The organism is Klebsiella sp. EMBS2024 (assembly GCF_036233805.1).
Classification (GTDB): Bacteria; Pseudomonadota; Gammaproteobacteria; order Enterobacterales; family Enterobacteriaceae; genus Klebsiella; species Klebsiella pneumoniae.
This window is the reverse complement of sequence record NZ_JAZARW010000001.1, coordinates 2,412,377-2,430,162: the sequence shown is the minus strand read 5'-3', so window position 1 is coordinate 2,430,162 and position 17,786 is coordinate 2,412,377. Positions and strand designations below refer to the sequence as shown.

The following is a 17,786-nucleotide window of genomic DNA, read 5'->3' as shown; positions in this document are numbered from 1 at the left end:
CTTATTGGATGGAAAACGTTTTTTCCGGGATAAACGTGACGATCACTTCGGTTCCACCGGTTTCCCGGCGTCGTACCTGACAGTCACCGCGCAAGCTCTGGGCGCGATCCCGCATAATAATTAAACCGTAATGGTTACTCCGTTCGGCGTGGTCCGGTACGCCGCGGCCGTTATCCGCTATCACCAGACGAACCTGATTATCGCGTTGTGACACCGTCACGGTTACTTCGGTTGCGCTGGCATGCTTCAGAGCGTTGCTCAACGCTTCGCGAGCGATCTGCAGCAGGTGGATCGCCTGATGCGAGGGCACAAAGCGCGGCGGGAGCTGGTAATCAAGCTGCACCGTAAAGCCGAAGTGGGCGCTGTACTCCTGACAGCTGGCCTCCAGCGCCGGGCGCAGCCCCGGCTCGGTCAACTGCAGGCGGAAGGTGGTTAACAGCTCCCGCAGCTGGGCCCACGAGGTATTCAGTTCGTTACGGATCTGCCCCAGCAGCTGGCGGCTTTCCGTCGGCAAGGCGTCGCCTTGCATCTGCAGACAGCTAACCTGCATCTTCATACAGGATAGCGACTGGGCGATGGAGTCGTGCAGCTCGCGGGCGATAGTGGCCCGTTCTTCCATGACGATCAGCTGCTGCTGCTTCTCCTGATGGCGGTCCAGCGCCAGGGTGCTGGTCAGCTGTTCCACCAGGGTATCCACCAGCTGCTGCTGATCGTGGCTGAGATGGCGGCCAACCGGCAGCGTCGCCAGCAGGATGCCGTACTGACTATGCGCATCTGACAGCCGCCACTTCAGCGTTGTTCCCCCATCCGGCAGCGGCGGCAGATTGCGTGGACAGAGGTAGCAGCCTTTATCATCACAGTCATCATCCGAGTGGCAGGTAAACTCCTGGTGATTATCTTCGTCTTCCAGGTCGTAAACCCGTACCTCGATATCGCGCAGCAGCGTCAGCCCCTGCAGGCCATTCAGTACCGGCGAAATACGTTCGCAGAGCGGGGCGCTGGAGTGCAGCCGGCGGTTGGCCTGCCATAAGAAAGCGAGGATCTCGTTCTTCTGCTCCAGTCCGGCAGTCTTCTCCTGCACCCGCCGCTCGAGCACGGCATAGCTTTCCGCCAGCTCTTCCGACATGTTATTCAGCGCCATGCCCAGGGTCGCCATTTCGTTGCGGCCGCTGATGTGCGCCCGCTGGGTGAAATCACGCTGACTCACCGCGCGCGCCATGCTCAGCAGCTGTTTCCACGGCCGCAGCAGGCGGGCGCGTAGCCAGATGATAGTGAAGATCAGCAGCAGCGCCATACCAATGGCGAGGATGCGATGGATCCAGACCACCCGTTCGATACGCTGCTCGGTGGTGTGGTCGAATGCGGTGACCAACTGGTCGATACGATCGACAAAGTCGGCGACATCCTGGGCCACTTCCGCCTGATTGACTGCGCGCTGCATGCCGGGGGCCAGCGCCAGCTGCCAGTACTGCTGCAGGGCTTTAAGCTGGATTTCCTGGCCGTCGCGGCGGGCGGAATTTTGCAGCTCCGGGCTGAAGACGGTGGCGGTCATGTCCGCCACCAGTTTTTGATCGTTTTCATTCAGCGGGATCGCCGCCAGCAGCCGGTAGCTTTGCATACGCAATGAACCGGCCTTGTTAATGGCGTGCGCGCTGCCCTGCACGCCGTTCACCAGGCGCGCGGAGATCGCCATGCCGGCGACGCCAATAACCGTGGCGAGCAGCACGATTAACGCCAGTTGATTGACCAGCGTCAGCGGGGTAAAAAGACGTTTTAACATGGAATGCGTGGCTCCTGACCGGTCATGTCTCCGGGAGTGGCGCTTATTCTCGACTATCCCCTGGAGTATACCCATACCCCTAAAGAGTTACTCCTTAATTGTCGGTGGTAGGCGATGTTAGGGGGGGGATTATACGCAACCCGGCAGCAGCGTGAAAAACCACACTTTTTTCCCCACCATTCTCTACTCACTTGGAGGCATGGCTTATTTTTGCACAAATTAGCTCACGCTTTTCCTTTGATTTATATCAACTTACCGCCCCGGGTAACCCCTAAGGTAGCGGCAGGAAATATGAATAATCAGAGGTATCTATGAGTCAATCTTCCCTCCCGGAGAAGGCTAACCGCTCGGTCATAACCGACTGGCGGCCTGAAGATCCTGAATTCTGGCAACAGCGCGGCCATCGTGTGGCAAGCCGCAATTTATGGATCTCCGTTCCCTGTCTGTTACTGGCGTTCTGCGTTTGGATGTTGTTCAGCGCGGTTGCCGTTAACCTCAACAAAGTAGGCTTTCAGTTTACAACCGATCAGCTGTTTATGCTGACCGCGCTGCCGGCGCTGTCAGGCGCCTTATTACGCGTGCCTTACGCCTTTATGGTGCCGCTGTTCGGCGGCCGTCGCTGGACGGCGTTCAGCACCGGGATCATGATTGTGCCGTGCGTCTGGCTGGGCTTCGCGGTCCAGGATACCTCTACGCCGTTTAGCATCTTCGTGATTATCTCTCTGCTGTGCGGCTTCGCCGGAGCCAACTTTGCCTCCAGTATGGCCAACATCAGCTTCTTCTTCCCGAAAGCGAAGCAGGGCGGGGCGCTCGGCGTTAACGGCGGACTTGGCAATATGGGCGTCAGCGTGATGCAGCTGGTCGCGCCGCTGGTGGTCTCGATCTCTATCTTTGCCGTTTTTGGCGGTAACGGTAGCGAGCAACCGGACGGCTCGATGCTGTATCTGGAAAACGCCGCGTGGATCTGGGTACCTTTCCTGATTATTTTCACTCTGGCGGCGTGGTTCTTTATGAACGACCTGTCGGCTTCGAAAGCGTCGCTGAGCGAGCAGTTGCCGGTACTTAAGCGCCTGCATCTGTGGATTATGGCGCTGCTCTATCTCGCGACCTTCGGCTCCTTTATCGGCTTTTCCGCCGGGTTCGCGATGCTGTCAAAAACTCAGTTCCCGGATGTGCAGATCCTGCATTACGCCTTCTTCGGCCCGTTCATTGGCGCGCTGGCGCGTTCGATGGGCGGGGCGATCTCCGACCGCCTCGGTGGGACCCGCGTAACGCTGGTCAACTTTGTGGTGATGGCTGTCTTCTGCGCGCTGCTGTTCCTGACCCTGCCGACCAACGGCCAGGGCGGTAACTTTATCGCCTTCTTCGCGGTGTTTATGGTGCTGTTCCTGACCGCCGGGCTGGGGAGCGCCTCCACCTTCCAGATGATCTCCGTGATCTTCCGTAAGCTGACTATGGACCGCGTGAAGGCCCAGGGCGGCAGCGAAGCGCAGGCGATGCGCGAGGCGGCGACCGATACCGCGGCGGCGCTGGGCTTTATCTCCGCCATTGGCGCTATCGGCGGCTTCTTTATTCCGAAAGCGTTCGGTATCTCGCTGGATCTGACCGGCTCGCCGGCCGGGGCGATGAAAGTGTTCCTCGTGTTCTATATTGCCTGCGTGGTGATCACCTGGGCGGTATACGGTCGTAAGCGTCAGTAATCGGCCGCGGTAACGTTGGCGTATAAAAAGGCGCGCTCCCCACGGAGGCGCCTTTTTTAAGCGCTTAATTAGTTACAACATACTATGGGATAATATTGTCCGCATCGACCGCTGAGCCAGAACAGGTGGGCTTGCCAGTGAAATGGCTCTACCCCTTAATACCTCCGTTGTTAACAAATCCCGGCGTGATGCTGCTTTTTGAGGTTAAAATCATTAAAAAACAATAAGTTAAAAAATAACATCTTATACCACCTTGGTGGTAATCGAGGTTTTGCTGCGCAGTAACAAGCCAGTTCGGATTGATCGCTATCAATTCTCGCCCTCTTTCATAGCGTTACCTTCGCTGCAAATCCAGCAATGTCGATTTATCAGAGAGCCGTCAGGCTCCATATCAGGAGAAACCCGATGAGTAAATTCCTGGACCGGTTTCGCTACTTCAAACAGAAGGGTGAAACCTTTGCCGATGGGCACGGCCAGCTTCTAAACACCAACCGGGACTGGGAGGATGGATACCGTCAACGTTGGCAGCATGACAAAATTGTGCGTTCCACTCACGGTGTCAACTGCACCGGCTCATGCAGCTGGAAGATTTATGTCAAAAACGGTCTGGTGACCTGGGAAACGCAGCAGACTGACTATCCGCGCACCCGCCCGGACCTGCCGAACCACGAACCACGCGGTTGCCCGCGCGGCGCCAGCTACTCCTGGTATCTGTACAGCGCTAACCGCCTGAAATACCCGCTGATGCGTAAACGCCTGATGAAGATGTGGCGGGAAGCGAAAGTTCAGCATAGCGATCCGGTTGAGGCATGGGCGTCGATTATCGAAGACGCCGACAAAGCTAAAAGCTTCAAACAGGCCCGCGGTCGCGGCGGTTTTGTACGTTCCTCCTGGCAGGAAGTGAATGAGCTGATTGCCGCCTCCAACGTCTATACCGTCAAAACCTACGGTCCGGACCGCGTGGCTGGCTTCTCGCCGATCCCGGCGATGTCGATGGTCTCCTACGCGTCCGGCGCCCGTTATCTGTCGCTGATCGGCGGCACCTGCCTGAGCTTCTACGACTGGTACTGCGACCTGCCGCCGGCTTCGCCGATGACCTGGGGCGAGCAGACCGATGTGCCGGAATCCGCCGACTGGTATAACTCCAGCTATATCATCGCCTGGGGCTCAAACGTGCCGCAGACCCGCACCCCGGATGCGCACTTCTTTACCGAAGTCCGCTATAAAGGGACCAAAACCGTAGCCATCACTCCGGACTACGCCGAAATCGCCAAACTCTGCGATCTGTGGCTGGCGCCGAAGCAGGGTACCGATGCCGCGATGGCGCTGGCGATGGGCCATGTGATGCTGCGTGAATTCCACCTCGATAAGCCGAGCCAGTATTTCACCGACTATGTGCGCCGCTATACCGACATGCCGATGCTGGTGATGCTCGAGGAGCGCGACGGTTATTATGCCGCCGGCCGTACGCTGCGCGCATCCGACCTCGTGGATTCCCTTGGTCAGGAGAACAATCCGGAATGGAAAACCGTCGCCTTTGACGAGAAGGGCGACATGACCGTACCGAACGGTTCCCTCGGATTCCGCTGGGGCGACAAAGGCAAATGGAACCTCGAACAGCGCGACGGTAAAACTGGCGAAGAGATTGAGCTACGTCTGAGCCTGCTGGGCAGCCATGATGAAGTGGCGAACGTCGGCTTCCCGTACTTCGGCGGCGAAGGGTCTGAGCACTTCAACAAAGTCGATCTGGAAAACATTCTGCTGCACAAACTGCCGGCCAAACGCCTGCAGCTGGCCGACGGCTCTACCGCCCTGGTCACCACCGTGTATGACCTGACCATGGCTAACTACGGCCTGGAGCGCGGTNTGAACGATGACAACTGCGCCGCCGGCTACGATGAAGTGAAAGCCTACACCCCGGCGTGGGCGGAGAAGATCACCGGCGTCTCCCGCGCGCATATCATCCGTACCGCCCGTGAATTTGCCGATAACGCCGATAAAACTCACGGTCGTTCGATGATTATCGTCGGGGCGGGCCTCAACCACTGGTTCCACCTCGACATGAACTACCGCGGCCTGATCAATATGCTGATCTTCTGCGGCTGCGTCGGTCAGAGCGGCGGCGGTTGGGCGCACTATGTGGGCCAGGAAAAACTGCGTCCGCAGACCGGCTGGCAGCCGCTGGCGTTCGCCCTTGACTGGCAGCGTCCGGCACGTCACATGAATAGTACCTCGTACTTCTATAACCACTCCAGCCAGTGGCGCTATGAAACGGTGACCGCGCAGGAACTGCTGTCGCCGATGGCGGATAAATCCCGTTACAGCGGCCACCTGATCGACTTTAACGTGCGCGCAGAGCGGATGGGCTGGCTGCCGTCGGCGCCGCAGCTTGGCGTCAACCCGCTGCGTATCGCTGACGAAGCGAAAAAAGCCGGCATGACCCCGGTGGATTACACCGTGAAGTCGCTGAAAGAGGGCTCGATTCGCTTTGCGGCCGAGCAGCCGGAAAATGGCAAAAACCACCCGCGTAACCTGTTTATCTGGCGTTCCAACCTGCTGGGCTCCTCCGGTAAAGGCCATGAATACATGCTCAAGTACCTGCTGGGTACCGAGAACGGCATTCAGGGCAAAGACCTGGGCAAGCAGGGCGGCGTGAAGCCGGAAGAAGTCGAATGGCGGGATAACGGCCTCGACGGCAAACTGGATCTGGTGGTGACCCTCGATTTCCGTCTGTCGAGCACCTGTCTCTACTCCGACATCGTGCTGCCGACCGCCACCTGGTACGAAAAAGACGACATGAATACCTCGGATATGCATCCGTTTATTCACCCGCTGTCGGCCGCCGTTGATCCAGCCTGGGAATCGAAGAGCGACTGGGAGATCTATAAAGGTATCGCGAAGAAATTCTCTGAAGTGTGCGTGGGCCACCTCGGTAAAGAAACCGACGTGGTGACCCTGCCGATCCAGCACGACTCCGCCGCGGAAATGGCGCAGCCGCTGGACGTCAAAGACTGGAAAAAAGGCGAATGCGATCTCATCCCCGGGAAAACCGCGCCGCATATTATTCCGGTTGAGCGTGATTACCCGGCGACCTACGAGCGTTTCACCTCGATCGGCCCGCTGCTGGAAACCATCGGCAACGGCGGGAAAGGCATCGCCTGGAACACCCAGAGCGAGATGGATCTGCTGCGTAAGCTCAACTACACCAAGGCGGAAGGCCCGGCGAAAGGCCAGCCGAAGCTGGAAACGGCCATCGACGCCGCGGAAATGATCCTCACCCTGGCCCCGGAAACCAACGGTCAGGTGGCGGTGAAAGCGTGGCAAGCGCTGAGCGAGATCACCGGTCGCGAGCATACGCATCTGGCGCTGAACAAAGAAGACGAGAAGATCCGCTTCCGCGATATTCAGGCGCAGCCGCGGAAGATTATCTCCAGCCCGACCTGGTCTGGCCTGGAAGATGAGCATGTCTCCTACAACGCCGGTTACACCAACGTTCACGAGCTGATCCCGTGGCGCACGCTGTCCGGACGTCAGTCGCTGTATCAGGATCACCAGTGGATGCGCGACTTCGGCGAAAGCCTGCTGGTCTATCGGCCGCCGATTGACACCCGTTCGGTGAAAGCGGTGATGGGCGAGAAGTCCAACGGCAACCCGGAGAAGGCGCTGAACTTCCTGACCCCGCACCAGAAATGGGGTATCCACTCGACCTACAGCGATAACCTGCTGATGCTGACCCTGTCGCGCGGTGGGCCGATTGTCTGGATGAGCGAAGCGGATGCGAAAGATCTGAGTATCGAAGATAACGACTGGATCGAAGTGTTCAACGCCAACGGCGCCCTGACGGCGCGTGCGGTGGTGAGTCAGCGCGTTCCAGCCGGGATGACCATGATGTATCACGCGCAGGAACGTATCGTGAACCTGCCGGGCTCTGAAATCACCGGTCAGCGCGGGGGGATCCATAACTCCGTCACCCGTATTACGCCGAAACCGACCCACATGATCGGCGGCTACGGCCACCTGGCCTATGGCTTTAACTACTACGGCACCGTCGGCTCCAACCGCGATGAGTTTGTGGTGGTACGTAAGATGAAGAATATTAACTGGTTAGACGGCGAAGGCAACGACCAGGTACAGGAGAGCGTAAAATGAAAATTCGTTCACAAGTCGGCATGGTGCTGAATCTCGATAAGTGCATCGGCTGCCACACCTGCTCGGTGACCTGTAAAAACGTCTGGACCAGCCGGGAAGGGATGGAATACGCCTGGTTCAACAACGTGGAAAGTAAGCCGGGCGTCGGTTTCCCGAACGACTGGGAAAACCAGGAAAAATGGAAGGGCGGCTGGATCCGCAAAATTAACGGTAAACTGCAGCCGCGCATGGGCAATCGCGCGATGCTGTTGGGTAAAATCTTCGCCAACCCGCATCTGCCGGGCATCGATGATTACTACGAGCCGTTTGATTATGACTATCAGAATCTGCATAACGCGCCGGAGAGCAAACATCAGCCGATCGCCCGTCCGCGCTCGCTGATCACCGGCCAGCGGATGGACAAGATCACCAGCGGTCCGAACTGGGAAGAGATCCTCGGCGGCGAGTTTGAAAAACGCGCCAAAGATCAGAACTTCGACAACATGCAGAAGGCGATGTACGGCCAGTTCGAAAACACCTTCATGATGTATCTGCCGCGCCTGTGCGAGCACTGCCTGAACCCGGCCTGCGTCGCGACCTGCCCGAGCGGCGCCATCTATAAGCGTGAAGAAGACGGCATCGTACTGATCGACCAGGACAAGTGCCGCGGCTGGCGGATGTGTATCACCGGCTGTCCGTACAAGAAGATCTATTTCAACTGGAAGAGCGGGAAATCCGAGAAATGCATCTTCTGCTACCCGCGTATTGAATCCGGGATGCCGACGGTGTGCTCCGAAACCTGCGTGGGCCGTATCCGCTATCTCGGCGTCCTGCTATACGACGCGGACGCGATTGAAAACGCCGCCAGCACCGAGAACGAGAAAGATCTGTATCAGCGTCAGCTGGACGTGTTCCTCGATCCCAACGATCCGAAAGTGATCGAGCAGGCGCTGAAAGATGGCGTACCGCAGGGGGTCATTGAAGCTGCGCAGCAGTCGCCGGTTTACAAAATGGCGATGGACTGGAAGCTGGCCCTGCCGCTGCACCCGGAATATCGCACCTTGCCAATGGTCTGGTACGTGCCGCCGCTGTCGCCGATTCAGTCCGCCGCCGATGCGGGTGAACTGGGTAGCAACGGGATCCTGCCGGACGTGGAAAGCCTGCGTATTCCGGTGCAATATCTGGCGAACCTGCTGACCGCGGGCGATACCCAGCCGGTACTGCTGGCGCTGAAACGAATGCTGGCGATGCGCCACTATAAGCGTGCGGAAACCGTTGACGGCGTCGTCGATACCCGCGCGCTGGAAGAGGTGGGGCTGAGCGAAGCGCAGGCCCAGGAAATGTATCGCTATCTGGCGATCGCCAACTACGAAGATCGTTTCGTGGTGCCGAGCAGCCATCGTGAACAGGCGCGAGAAGCGTTTCCGGAGAAAAACGGCTGCGGCTTTAGCTTTGGCGATGGCTGCCACGGCTCTGACAGTCAGTTCAACCTGTTCAACAGCCGTCGCATCGACGCCATCGACGTGACCAGCAAAACGGAGCCGCACGCATGATTGAACTCGTGATTGTATCGCGTCTGCTCGAATATCCTGACGCTGCCTTATGGCAGCATCAGCAGGAGATGTTCGAGGCGCTCGCGTCATCAGAGAAACTTAGCAAAGAGGATGCCCACGCGCTGGGCGTTTTCCTGCGCGATTTAGTGGCTCAGGATCCGCTGGACGCCCAGGCGGCCTATAGCGAACTGTTTGACCGCGGCCGGGCCACCTCGCTGCTGCTGTTTGAACATGTCCACGGCGAATCCCGCGATCGCGGGCAGGCGATGGTGGATCTCATGGCGCAGTACGAGCGCCACGGCCTGCTGCTGGATAGCCATGAGCTGCCGGATCATCTGCCGCTATATCTGGAGTATCTGGCGCAGCTGCCGGAAGAGGAAGCGCTTGGCGGCCTGCGGGACGTCGCGCCGATCCTCGGTCTGCTCAGCGCGCGCCTGCAGCAGCGCGAAAGTCGCTATGCGGTGCTGTTCGAGCTGTTGCTGAAGCTGGCCAATACGCAGGTCGACAGCCAGAAGGTGGCGGAGAAGATTGCCGACGAAGCGCGCGACGATACGCCGCAGGCGCTGGACGCCGTCTGGGAAGAAGAACAGGTCAAATTCTTTGCCGACCAGGGCTGCGGCGAGTCGGAAATTTCCGCTCACCAGCGTCGTTTTGCCGGAGCCGTGGCCCCGCAATATCTGAATATCTCTAACGGAGGACAGCAATAATGCACTTCCTGAATATGTTCTTCTTTGACATTTATCCGTACATTGCGGGTTCGGTGTTCCTGATTGGCAGCTGGTTGCGCTATGACTATGGCCAGTACACCTGGCGCGCCGCCTCCAGCCAGATGCTGGACCGTAAGGGGATGAACCTGGCGTCGAATCTGTTCCATATCGGCATCCTGGGTATTTTCGCCGGCCACTTCCTCGGCATGCTGACCCCGCACTGGATGTATGAGTCCTTCCTGCCGATCGATGTCAAGCAGAAGATGGCGATGATCGCCGGCGGCGCCTGCGGCGTGATGACCCTGGTGGGCGGGTTACTGCTTCTCAAGCGTCGTCTGCTCAGCCCGCGCGTTCGCGCCACCACCACCGGAGCGGATATTCTGATCCTCTCGTTGCTGATGGTGCAGTGTGCGCTCGGCCTGCTGACGATCCCGTTCTCCGCTCAGCATATGGACGGCAGTGAAATGATGAAACTGGTCGGCTGGGCGCAGTCGGTGGTGACGTTCCACGGCGGCGCGTCACAGCATCTGGATGGCGTGGCGTTTATTTTCCGCGTTCACCTGGTGCTGGGCATGACCCTGTTCCTGCTGTTCCCGTTCTCCCGTCTGGTTCATATCTGGAGCGCGCCGGTCGAATACCTGACGCGCAAATACCAGATTGTCCGCGCCCGTCGCTAACTGGCCCGCGACTGCTCACTGACCCCGCCGCGGCGGGGTTTTTTTTCGCCCCAGCCGAGATTATTCCCTGCGGCGGCAAACAGAATAAGCATCCCACCGAGCAATTGCACCGCGGATAACGCATGGTGGAAGACCAGATAGTCAACCACCATCGCCACCAGCGGATAAATAAAGGAGAGCGAACCGGTAACGGGCGTCGGCAGTTTCTGTATCGCGCTATATAAAAGCTGATACATGATCCCGGTATGGACGATGCCGAGGATCAGCAGATAGCGCCAGGGGAAGCTGGCCGTCAATTCGGGGGCATGCACCAGCGGCAGCAGCATCACGACGCCGACGAGAACCTGAATGAAGGCGATATGTTGCGCGGGGAGCGGATGCAGTTTGCGCGCGATGATGGCGGTCAGGGCATAGAAGAATGCCGCGCCCAGCGCCAGCAACACGCCGGTGGTAAGCCCCTCTTCGTGTGCAGGCGTCAGCTCGCTCGACAGCAGGATCACTACGCCGCCAAAGGCCAGCAGTAACCATCCCCATTTCACGGCGCTGACCCGTTCCCCCAGCACCATCCCCATCAGTACCAGCATAAACGGCTGGGTGTTATAGACCACGGTGGCCATACCGATTGAGATCCGCGAATAGGCGGCAAACAGCAGCAGCCAGTTGACGACCAGCGCCGCGCCGCCAATCACCGCCAGAGCGAGAGTGAAACGCGTTAGCCGGTTGAAGGGCTGGCGGCTTAACACGATAAACACCAGCAGGGTTAGCGCGCCAATCAGGCAGCGCCAGAACACCACATCAGTCACCGGCAAACCAGAGAGCAGCACGAACGCGCCGATCGAGCCGGAGATTATCATTGCCAGGCTCATCTGCCAGACGCCGCGGGTAAGTTGCATTTTTCACCTCCACCATTTTTTAGTTATTGTGCGAAAAACCCTGACAGGGTGATATGGCTGAATTAAGGTAGAAGGGGGGAAGTGCCTTTTATAATTAGGTGAAATATATGAATGACGTACTTGATGAAATTGACCGGGCGATCCTCACCTGCCTGACTCAGGATGCCAGAGTTTCGCTCAAGGTCCTGAGCGCGCGGGTGGGGCTGACCTCGCCGAGCACCGCCGAGCGGGTGAAGCGCCTGGAGGAGCGGGGTGTCATTCAGGGCTATGGGGCGCGGGTAAATCTCGCCGCGCTGGGCTATAGCCTGCAGGCGCTGGTGCGGGTCCGGCCGCTGCCTGGGCTGCTGCAGAAGGTGGATAAATATATCCAGGCGATGCCGGAATGTATTGAAAGTGACAAGGTGACCGGGGAAGATTGTTTTGTGATGCGTCTCGTGGTGCGCGATATTGCCCAGCTGGATACCCTGCTGGACGGTCTGGCGGAGTATGCGCAGTGTAACACCTCGGTGGTGAAAAGCTCGCCGGTAAAAAGGCGGTTGCCACCGCTGTGAGTTTTTCCGGAGGCGGTGCTGCGCACCTGTCCGGGCTACCAGACGGCACCACTTGTAGCCTCGCTAAGCGAAGCGCGAGCGATGAGACAGCAGAACAGGTGGCTGAGAGTGCAACAGTGGTGGGGGAAGNATTACTCGGCGCTAAAGCGCCTCGCCCTTCGGGCCNTTGCCNGCGGCAACGTTCTCTCGCTTCGCTCGAGTCGAACCTTAGTCGAAGCTTCTCATCCTTCCCCATGGGGCAGAATATAGAATATCGTAGANTAATTGGATTGAGGTGTTTTTTAAGAAGATGGTGGTGGGGGAAGGATTACTCGGCGCTAAAGCGCCTCGCCCTTCGGGCCGTTGCCTGCGGCAACGTTCTCTCGCTTCGCTCGAGTCGAACCTTAGTCGAAGCTTCTCATCCTTCCCNNNNGGGCAGAATATAGANTANCGNAGGTNGATTATGCTGGGCATGGCNTGGGGAGATGGTGGTGGGGGAAGNATTACTCGGCGCTAAAGCGCCTCGCCCTTCGGGCCNTTGCCNGCGGCAACGTTCTCTCGCTTCGCTCGAGTCGAACCTTAGTCGAAGCTTCTCATCCTTCCCNNTNGGGCAGAANATAGAATANCGTAGGTAGATTATGCTGGGCATGGCANGGGGAGATGGTGGTGGGGGAAGGATTCGAACCTTCGAAGTCGATGACGGCAGATTTACAGTCTGCTCCCTTTGGCCGCTCGGGAACCCCACCAGGGGTAAAAACACATTGTAGGTTATTCAGCAAAATGAATGGTGGTGGGGGAAGGATAACTCGTCGCTATCTCTCCTCGCCCTTCGGGCCATTGCCTGCGGCAACGTTCTCTCGCTGGCGCTCGAGTCGAACCTTAGTCGAAGGTTCTTACCCTTCCCGCTAAGTGCAAACATCGTTTACGCTTGTCGGGGAAACCATATCACTTTAGTGAATAATGGTGGTGGGGGAAGGATTCGAACCTTCGAAGTCGATGACGGCAGATTTACAGTCTGCTCCCTTTGGCCGCTCGGGAACCCCACCACGGGGTAATGCTTGGTACTGGCCTGCTTCCTTCTCGGGAAGCGGGGCGCATCATACCAAATGATGCGCCCCTGTAAAGCATTCGTTTGACAAAAATAAACTGGTTGCCTGATTTTTACGCGTAACGCCGTAAAGCTAACCAATTCATTTCTCAGTCGATTAAAGAATAATCGTCCGGTTACCGTAAACGAAGACGCGCTGCGCCAGTACCTGATACAGCGCCCGGCTCAAGACGTTTTTTTCAACATCGCGCCCAGCGCGCATCATATCTTCTGCGGTATAAGTATGATCGACGTGAATCACGTCCTGCATGATGATCGGGCCTTCATCCAGATTGTCATTCACGTAGTGGGCGGTAGCGCCAATGATTTTCACGCCGCGCTCATAGGCCTGATGATAGGGACGGGCGCCGATAAACGCCGGCAAAAACGAATGGTGGATATTGATGATTTTGTTCGGGAAGCGGGCGACAAATTCTGGCGTCAGGACGCGCATATACTTGGCCAGCACCACGTAATCCGGTTCGTGGGCGGCGATAGCATCGCCCATCCGCTGATCGTGTTCTTCGCGGCTCAGTCCTTCATGGCTGACCAGCTCAAACGGAATACCAAAGCGCTCCACCAACGAGCGCAGGGTGTCATGGTTGCCGATAACCGCGGCAATATCGACATCCAGCCCGCCGTAGTTGGCTTTCATCAGCAGATCGCCCAGACAGTGCGCCTCTTTCGTCACCAGAATCACCACCCGGCGACGGCCTGCCGGATTCAGTTCGCGGATGGAGCCTTCAGGCAGGGCGCTGTCGAGATCGGCCAGCAGAGTAGCGTCGTTAAAAATGCCTTCCAGTTCGGTGCGCATAAAGAAACGACCGGTACGGTGGTCAACAAACTCATTGTTCTGCACAATGTTGAGTTCATGCTTGTAGCAGATATTGGTGATACGCGCGATGAGGCCTTTCTGATCAGGGCAAATAGTGCGTAGTACTTTACGTTGTAATGAATGCATCGCGAGGAAAATCCTGTAATGTTTGCAAGCGCTGCGCCAGCGTTACTGGCCGCAGCATTTTTTAAATTTTTTACCTGAGCCGCAGGGGCAGGGGTCGTTACGGCCAATCAGCGGTCGTGTCCCGTCGATATAGTACCACTGTCCATTTTCTTTTAAGAATCTGGAACGTTCAATAATGGCGCCAGGGCGGTTATTGTCATTAAAGCGGGCGACAAAGCTGACAAAACCTTCATTTGGAGCTCGCCCCTCATCACTGGCGAACAGGGTTAAGCCCAGCCATTCGGTCTGGGAAAACCCTTTCTCCAGCTCGGCGCGAAATTGCTGCGCCTGACAGGACGGGTGCCAGGTTTTGATTAGATAGTCAGCGTCTTTCATGACGAACGCGCTATAACGGGAGCGCATAAGCTGTGACGGGCCCGGCGCAAGCTCAGCGCCGGACAGATATCGCTGGCAACATGAGCTATACTCCAGTGCGCTGCCACAGGGGCATAATTGCGACAAAACTGCCTCCATGGAAGAAAGAGTAACGGCGCTTCTACGCCAAAGGGCATTATGTTAACTGAGCCGTGACAATGTTGCCACGCTCAGAGTGGAAGGATAGTTATTAGTACTAATGAGAAAGCTTAAAATTGGTCTGGCGCTAGGTGCGGGAGCAGCTCGCGGATGGTCGCACATTGGCGTCATCAACGCCCTCCAGCGGGCCGGTATTGAGATTGATATCGTAGCCGGTTGTTCTATCGGTTCGCTGGTAGGGGCGGCGTATGCCTGTAACCGACTCCCGGCACTCGAATCATGGGTCTGCTCATTCAGCAACTGGGATGTCCTGAAGCTGATGGATCTCTCCTGGCGCAGGGGGGGACTGCTGCGGGGGGAAAAGGTATTCAATCATTACCGCCGCATTATGCCCGTCACCGAGATTGAACGCTGCGAGCGCCGGTTTGCTGCTGTTGCCACCAATTTAAGCACCGGTAGGGAGCTGTGGTTTACCGAAGGCGATCTACATTTAGCCATTCGCGCCTCCTGCAGTATGCCGGGGTTAATGTCGCCAGTAAGGCATAATGGTTACTGGCTGGTCGATGGCGCGGTGGTCAATCCGGTTCCTGTGTCGCTCACCCGGGCAATGGGAGCGGATATTGTGATTGCCGTCGACCTGCAACATGATGCCCATCTTATGCAGCAGGATTTGTTCTCCCTTGAAACGCCGCGGCAGGAAGCGGAAGAGAAGGAGGGGCCATGGCATACTCGTCTGCGCGCGCGCTTGACGCGAATGAGTTCCCGCCGTACGGCCGTGACGCCGACGGCGATGGAGATCATGACCACATCTATCCAGGTACTGGAAAACCGTCTTAAACGCAATCGTATGGCGGGTGACCCGCCGGATATCCTGTTGCAGCCATACTGTCCGCAAGTTTCGACGCTTGATTTTCATCGCGCCGGAGAGGCGATTGCCGCGGGGCAACTGGCGGTAGAAAAGAAAATGGATGAATTATTACCATTAGTGCGTACAGCCGTTTGACGTACGAGTTACTGACTTAAGCAAATTCTGACAGGCGATAGTGAGAATAGCGTGCCACTATTGAATTATCGTCAGCCAGGGGAGATATCATGACGCAGCCATTGGCGGGAAAACAGATTCTGATAGTTGAAGACGAACCCGTTTTCCGCTCACTCTTGCATGGATGGCTGACCTCGCTGGGAGCAACAACCTTCCAGGCGGAAGATGGCAAGGATGCCCTGCATAAAATGACGGAGGTGCATCCGGACCTGATGATTTGCGACATTTCTATGCCGAGAATGAACGGTCTGGAGCTGGTGGAAACGCTGCGTAACCGCGGCGAACAGTTACCGATCCTGATGATCTCCGCCACCGAAAACATGGCAGATATAGCTAAAGCGTTGCGACTTGGCGTCCAGGACGTGCTGTTAAAGCCAGTAAAAGATTTCGATCGCCTGCGCGAGACCGTTTACGCCTGTCTCTATCCCGCGATGTTCAGTTCGCGCGTGGAAGAGGAAGAGCGTTTATTTGAGGACTGGGATGCGCTGGTCAGTAATCCCATCGCCGCTTCAAGACTATTGCAGGAATTACAGCCGCCGGTGCAACAGGAAATGTCGCACTGCCGCGTTCATTATCGACAACTGGTGTCGGCAGACAAGCCCGGTCTGGTACTCGATATCGCGCCGCTTTCGGAAAATGATTTGGCTTTCTATTGTCTGGATGTCACACGCGCAGGCGATAATGGCGTGTTGGCAGCATTATTGCTGCGCGCGTTGTTTAATGGTCTGCTGCAGGAGCAACTGGCGCACCAGGGACAACGGCTACCAGAAATGGGAAGTTTGTTAAAACAGGTGAATCAACTGCTGCGTCAGGCAAATCTTCCGGGCCAGTTCCCTCTGTTAGTAGGGTATTACCACAGCGGGCTGAAAAATTTAATTCTGGTGTCAGCGGGACTTAATGGCACGCTGAATACGGGGGAGCATCAAATTCAGATTAGTAATGGCGTTCCTTTGGGGACGCTGGGTGATGCTTATCTTAACCAAATTAGCCAACGCTGCACCTCGTGGCAGTGCCAAATTTGGGGGGCTGGCGGTCGTTTACGCTTAATGTTGTCTGCGGAATGAGCAATTGCGTTTATATCTAAGCAGACGGGATTACCTCTTGCCCTTTAGCGGTGGTAACATCGAGCAGTTTTATGCGTAAAAGTCCTAATTCGAGGCTATCGGCAGCTTTTCAGACCAGTAAATACGCGGTTGACTGATATACTCGACACGTTATTTGTAACGAGAAGTTTAAAAAACAAACAGTCCAGGAGATTTCAATGGCTGCCTTTAATTCTAAAGTCAGAAAAGCGGTTATCCCGGTTGCGGGATTAGGCACCAGGATGCTGCCGGCCACCAAAGCGATTCCAAAAGAAATGCTGCCGCTGGTAGATAAGCCGTTAATTCAGTACGTTGTTAATGAATGTATCGCTGCAGGAATTACTGAAATTGTTCTGGTAACGCACTCGTCGAAAAACTCTATCGAAAACCATTTCGATACCAGTTTTGAGCTGGAAGCGATGCTGGAAAAACGTGTAAAACGCCAGCTGCTGGAAGAAGTGCAGTCTATTTGCCCGCCGCACGTGACTATTATGCAAGTTCGTCAGGGCCTGGCGAAAGGTCTGGGTCACGCGGTGCTGTGCGCCCATCCGGTAGTGGGAGATGAGCCGGTCGCGGTTATTCTGCCAGACGTTATTCTGGATGAATATGAATCCGATCTGAGCCGCGATAACCTCGCTGAGATGATCTCTCGCTTCGATGAGACTGGCGCCAGCCAGATTATGGTTGAACCTGTCGAAGACGTAACCGCTTATGGCGTGGTTGACTGCAAAGGCGAATCCCTGAAGCCGGGCGAAAGCGTACCGATGGTGGGCGTGGTTGAGAAGCCAAAAGCTGACGTTGCGCCGTCCAACCTGGCGGTGGTGGGGCGTTATGTCCTCAGCGCCGATATCTGGCCGCTGCTGGCGAAAACCCCTCCGGGCGCTGGTGATGAAATTCAGCTGACTGACGCCATTGATATGCTGATCGAGAAAGAAACGGTTGAAGCTTATCATATGAAAGGCAAGAGCCATGACTGCGGTAATAAGCTTGGCTACATGCAGGCGTTTGTCGAATATGGTATTCGTCACAAAACGCTGGGCGACGATTTTAAAGCCTGGCTGGAAACGGCGGTAGCGAAGTAATCCGCCGCGCGGTTGAAAGCACAAACCGGGAGCGCATCTGCGACTCCCGGT

Annotated in this window: 14 protein-coding genes, 2 tRNA genes and 4 other RNA genes; 10 read left to right on the top strand and 10 right to left on the bottom strand. The window is 56.8% G+C overall.

What is annotated here, in order from left to right; genetic code table 11:
* Window position 1 precedes the first annotated feature (1 nt).
* Complete coding sequence (gene narX / locus VZP09_RS11240; RefSeq protein ID WP_087791187.1) at window positions 2-1,780, bottom strand: nitrate/nitrite two-component system sensor histidine kinase NarX; 1,779 nt, start codon at window positions 1,778-1,780, stop codon at window positions 2-4.
* A 311-nt stretch (window positions 1,781-2,091) separates the two neighbouring features.
* Between narX and VZP09_RS11235 the strand changes: the two genes are divergently transcribed.
* The 6 genes from VZP09_RS11235 to narI all read left to right on the top strand — a co-directional run bounded on the left by VZP09_RS11235 (window position 2,092) and on the right by narI (window position 10,545).
* On the top strand, window positions 2,092-3,480 hold the full coding sequence (locus VZP09_RS11235; RefSeq protein ID WP_004175568.1) for a NarK family nitrate/nitrite MFS transporter: 1,389 nt from the start codon (window positions 2,092-2,094) through the stop codon (window positions 3,478-3,480).
* A 125-nt stretch (window positions 3,481-3,605) separates the two neighbouring features.
* A complete protein-coding gene (locus VZP09_RS11230) occupies window positions 3,606-3,707 on the top strand; it encodes a hypothetical protein (protein WP_048333118.1) in 102 nt (33 codons plus the stop codon).
* Window positions 3,708-3,885: 178 nt separating this feature from the next.
* On the top strand, window positions 3,886-7,629 hold the full coding sequence (locus VZP09_RS11225; protein ID WP_328795137.1) for a nitrate reductase subunit alpha: 3,744 nt from the start codon (window positions 3,886-3,888) through the stop codon (window positions 7,627-7,629).
* Window positions 7,626-9,161: a nitrate reductase subunit beta gene (gene narH, locus VZP09_RS11220; RefSeq protein WP_002910193.1), complete on the top strand. Its 1,536-nt coding sequence runs from the start codon at window positions 7,626-7,628 to the stop codon at window positions 9,159-9,161. The genes VZP09_RS11225 and narH overlap by 4 nt, the downstream gene beginning before the upstream one ends.
* A complete protein-coding gene (gene narJ, locus VZP09_RS11215; RefSeq protein WP_002910191.1) occupies window positions 9,158-9,868 on the top strand; it encodes a nitrate reductase molybdenum cofactor assembly chaperone in 711 nt (236 codons plus the stop codon). Before narH ends, narJ begins: the two co-directional genes overlap by 4 nt.
* Entirely contained in the window at window positions 9,868-10,545 is a 678-nt protein-coding gene (gene narI, locus VZP09_RS11210) for a respiratory nitrate reductase subunit gamma (protein WP_002910189.1), read from the top strand. The genes narJ and narI overlap by 1 nt, the downstream gene beginning before the upstream one ends.
* Here narI and VZP09_RS11205 read toward each other — a convergent pair.
* Complete coding sequence (locus VZP09_RS11205; protein WP_009307604.1) at window positions 10,542-11,438, bottom strand: DMT family transporter; 897 nt, start codon at window positions 11,436-11,438, stop codon at window positions 10,542-10,544. The genes narI and VZP09_RS11205 overlap by 4 nt on opposite strands.
* A 107-nt stretch (window positions 11,439-11,545) precedes the next feature.
* On the opposite strand from VZP09_RS11205, the gene VZP09_RS11200 reads away from it, so the two are divergent.
* Complete coding sequence (locus VZP09_RS11200; protein ID WP_004152249.1) at window positions 11,546-11,989, top strand: Lrp/AsnC family transcriptional regulator; 444 nt, start codon at window positions 11,546-11,548, stop codon at window positions 11,987-11,989.
* 114 nt (window positions 11,990-12,103) lie between these two features.
* Here the strand turns inward: VZP09_RS11200 and VZP09_RS11195 are convergent.
* From VZP09_RS11195 to VZP09_RS11160, 8 genes are all read right to left on the bottom strand, one after another.
* A non-coding RNA gene (locus VZP09_RS11195) (RtT sRNA) lies at window positions 12,104-12,235 on the bottom strand.
* 44 nt (window positions 12,236-12,279) lie between these two features.
* Window positions 12,280-12,411: non-coding RNA, RtT sRNA (locus VZP09_RS11190), on the bottom strand.
* 43 nt (window positions 12,412-12,454) lie between these two features.
* A non-coding RNA gene (locus VZP09_RS11185) (RtT sRNA) lies at window positions 12,455-12,586 on the bottom strand.
* Window positions 12,587-12,629: 43 nt separating this feature from the next.
* Window positions 12,630-12,714, bottom strand: a tRNA-Tyr gene (locus VZP09_RS11180).
* Between the two features lie 39 nt (window positions 12,715-12,753).
* Window positions 12,754-12,886, bottom strand: a non-coding RNA gene (locus VZP09_RS11175) — RtT sRNA.
* Between the two features lie 43 nt (window positions 12,887-12,929).
* Window positions 12,930-13,014: transfer RNA gene (locus tag VZP09_RS11170), tRNA-Tyr, on the bottom strand.
* A 159-nt stretch (window positions 13,015-13,173) separates the two neighbouring features.
* Entirely contained in the window at window positions 13,174-14,016 is an 843-nt protein-coding gene (purU, locus tag VZP09_RS11165; RefSeq protein WP_004151854.1) for a formyltetrahydrofolate deformylase, read from the bottom strand.
* A 42-nt stretch (window positions 14,017-14,058) separates the two neighbouring features.
* Complete coding sequence (locus VZP09_RS11160; protein ID WP_002910109.1) at window positions 14,059-14,517, bottom strand: YchJ family protein; 459 nt, start codon at window positions 14,515-14,517, stop codon at window positions 14,059-14,061.
* 112 nt (window positions 14,518-14,629) lie between these two features.
* Between VZP09_RS11160 and rssA the strand changes: the two genes are divergently transcribed.
* The 3 genes from rssA to galU all read left to right on the top strand — a co-directional run bounded on the left by rssA (window position 14,630) and on the right by galU (window position 17,735).
* Window positions 14,630-15,532: a patatin-like phospholipase RssA gene (rssA, locus tag VZP09_RS11155; protein ID WP_002910108.1), complete on the top strand. Its 903-nt coding sequence runs from the start codon at window positions 14,630-14,632 to the stop codon at window positions 15,530-15,532.
* Window positions 15,533-15,621: 89 nt separating this feature from the next.
* Entirely contained in the window at window positions 15,622-16,635 is a 1,014-nt protein-coding gene (gene rssB, locus VZP09_RS11150) for a two-component system response regulator RssB (protein ID WP_004175574.1), read from the top strand.
* A gap of 197 nt (window positions 16,636-16,832) precedes the next feature.
* Window positions 16,833-17,735, top strand: a complete 903-nt coding sequence (galU, locus tag VZP09_RS11145; RefSeq protein WP_021313027.1) for a UTP--glucose-1-phosphate uridylyltransferase GalU — start codon at window positions 16,833-16,835, stop codon at window positions 17,733-17,735.
* Window positions 17,736-17,786 lie beyond the last annotated feature (51 nt).

Bases quoted from the DNA above. Each gene is read 5' to 3' on its own strand.
- VZP09_RS11200 (WP_004152249.1), top strand. From the start codon at position 11,546: ATGAATGACGTACTTGATGAAATTGACCGGGCGATCCTCACCTGCCTG.
- narJ (WP_002910191.1), top strand. From the start codon at position 9,158: ATGATTGAACTCGTGATTGTATCGCGTCTGCTCGAATATCCTGACGCT.
- rssB (WP_004175574.1), top strand. From the start codon at position 15,622: ATGACGCAGCCATTGGCGGGAAAACAGATTCTGATAGTTGAAGACGAA.
- galU (WP_021313027.1), top strand. From the start codon at position 16,833: ATGGCTGCCTTTAATTCTAAAGTCAGAAAAGCGGTTATCCCGGTTGCG.
- VZP09_RS11235 (WP_004175568.1), top strand. From the start codon at position 2,092: ATGAGTCAATCTTCCCTCCCGGAGAAGGCTAACCGCTCGGTCATAACC.
- purU (WP_004151854.1), bottom strand. From the start codon at position 14,016: ATGCATTCATTACAACGTAAAGTACTACGCACTATTTGCCCTGATCAG.
- narH (WP_002910193.1), top strand. From the start codon at position 7,626: ATGAAAATTCGTTCACAAGTCGGCATGGTGCTGAATCTCGATAAGTGC.
- narX (WP_087791187.1), bottom strand. From the start codon at position 1,780: ATGTTAAAACGTCTTTTTACCCCGCTGACGCTGGTCAATCAACTGGCG.
- VZP09_RS11205 (WP_009307604.1), bottom strand. From the start codon at position 11,438: ATGCAACTTACCCGCGGCGTCTGGCAGATGAGCCTGGCAATGATAATC.
- rssA (WP_002910108.1), top strand. From the start codon at position 14,630: ATGAGAAAGCTTAAAATTGGTCTGGCGCTAGGTGCGGGAGCAGCTCGC.
- narI (WP_002910189.1), top strand. From the start codon at position 9,868: ATGCACTTCCTGAATATGTTCTTCTTTGACATTTATCCGTACATTGCG.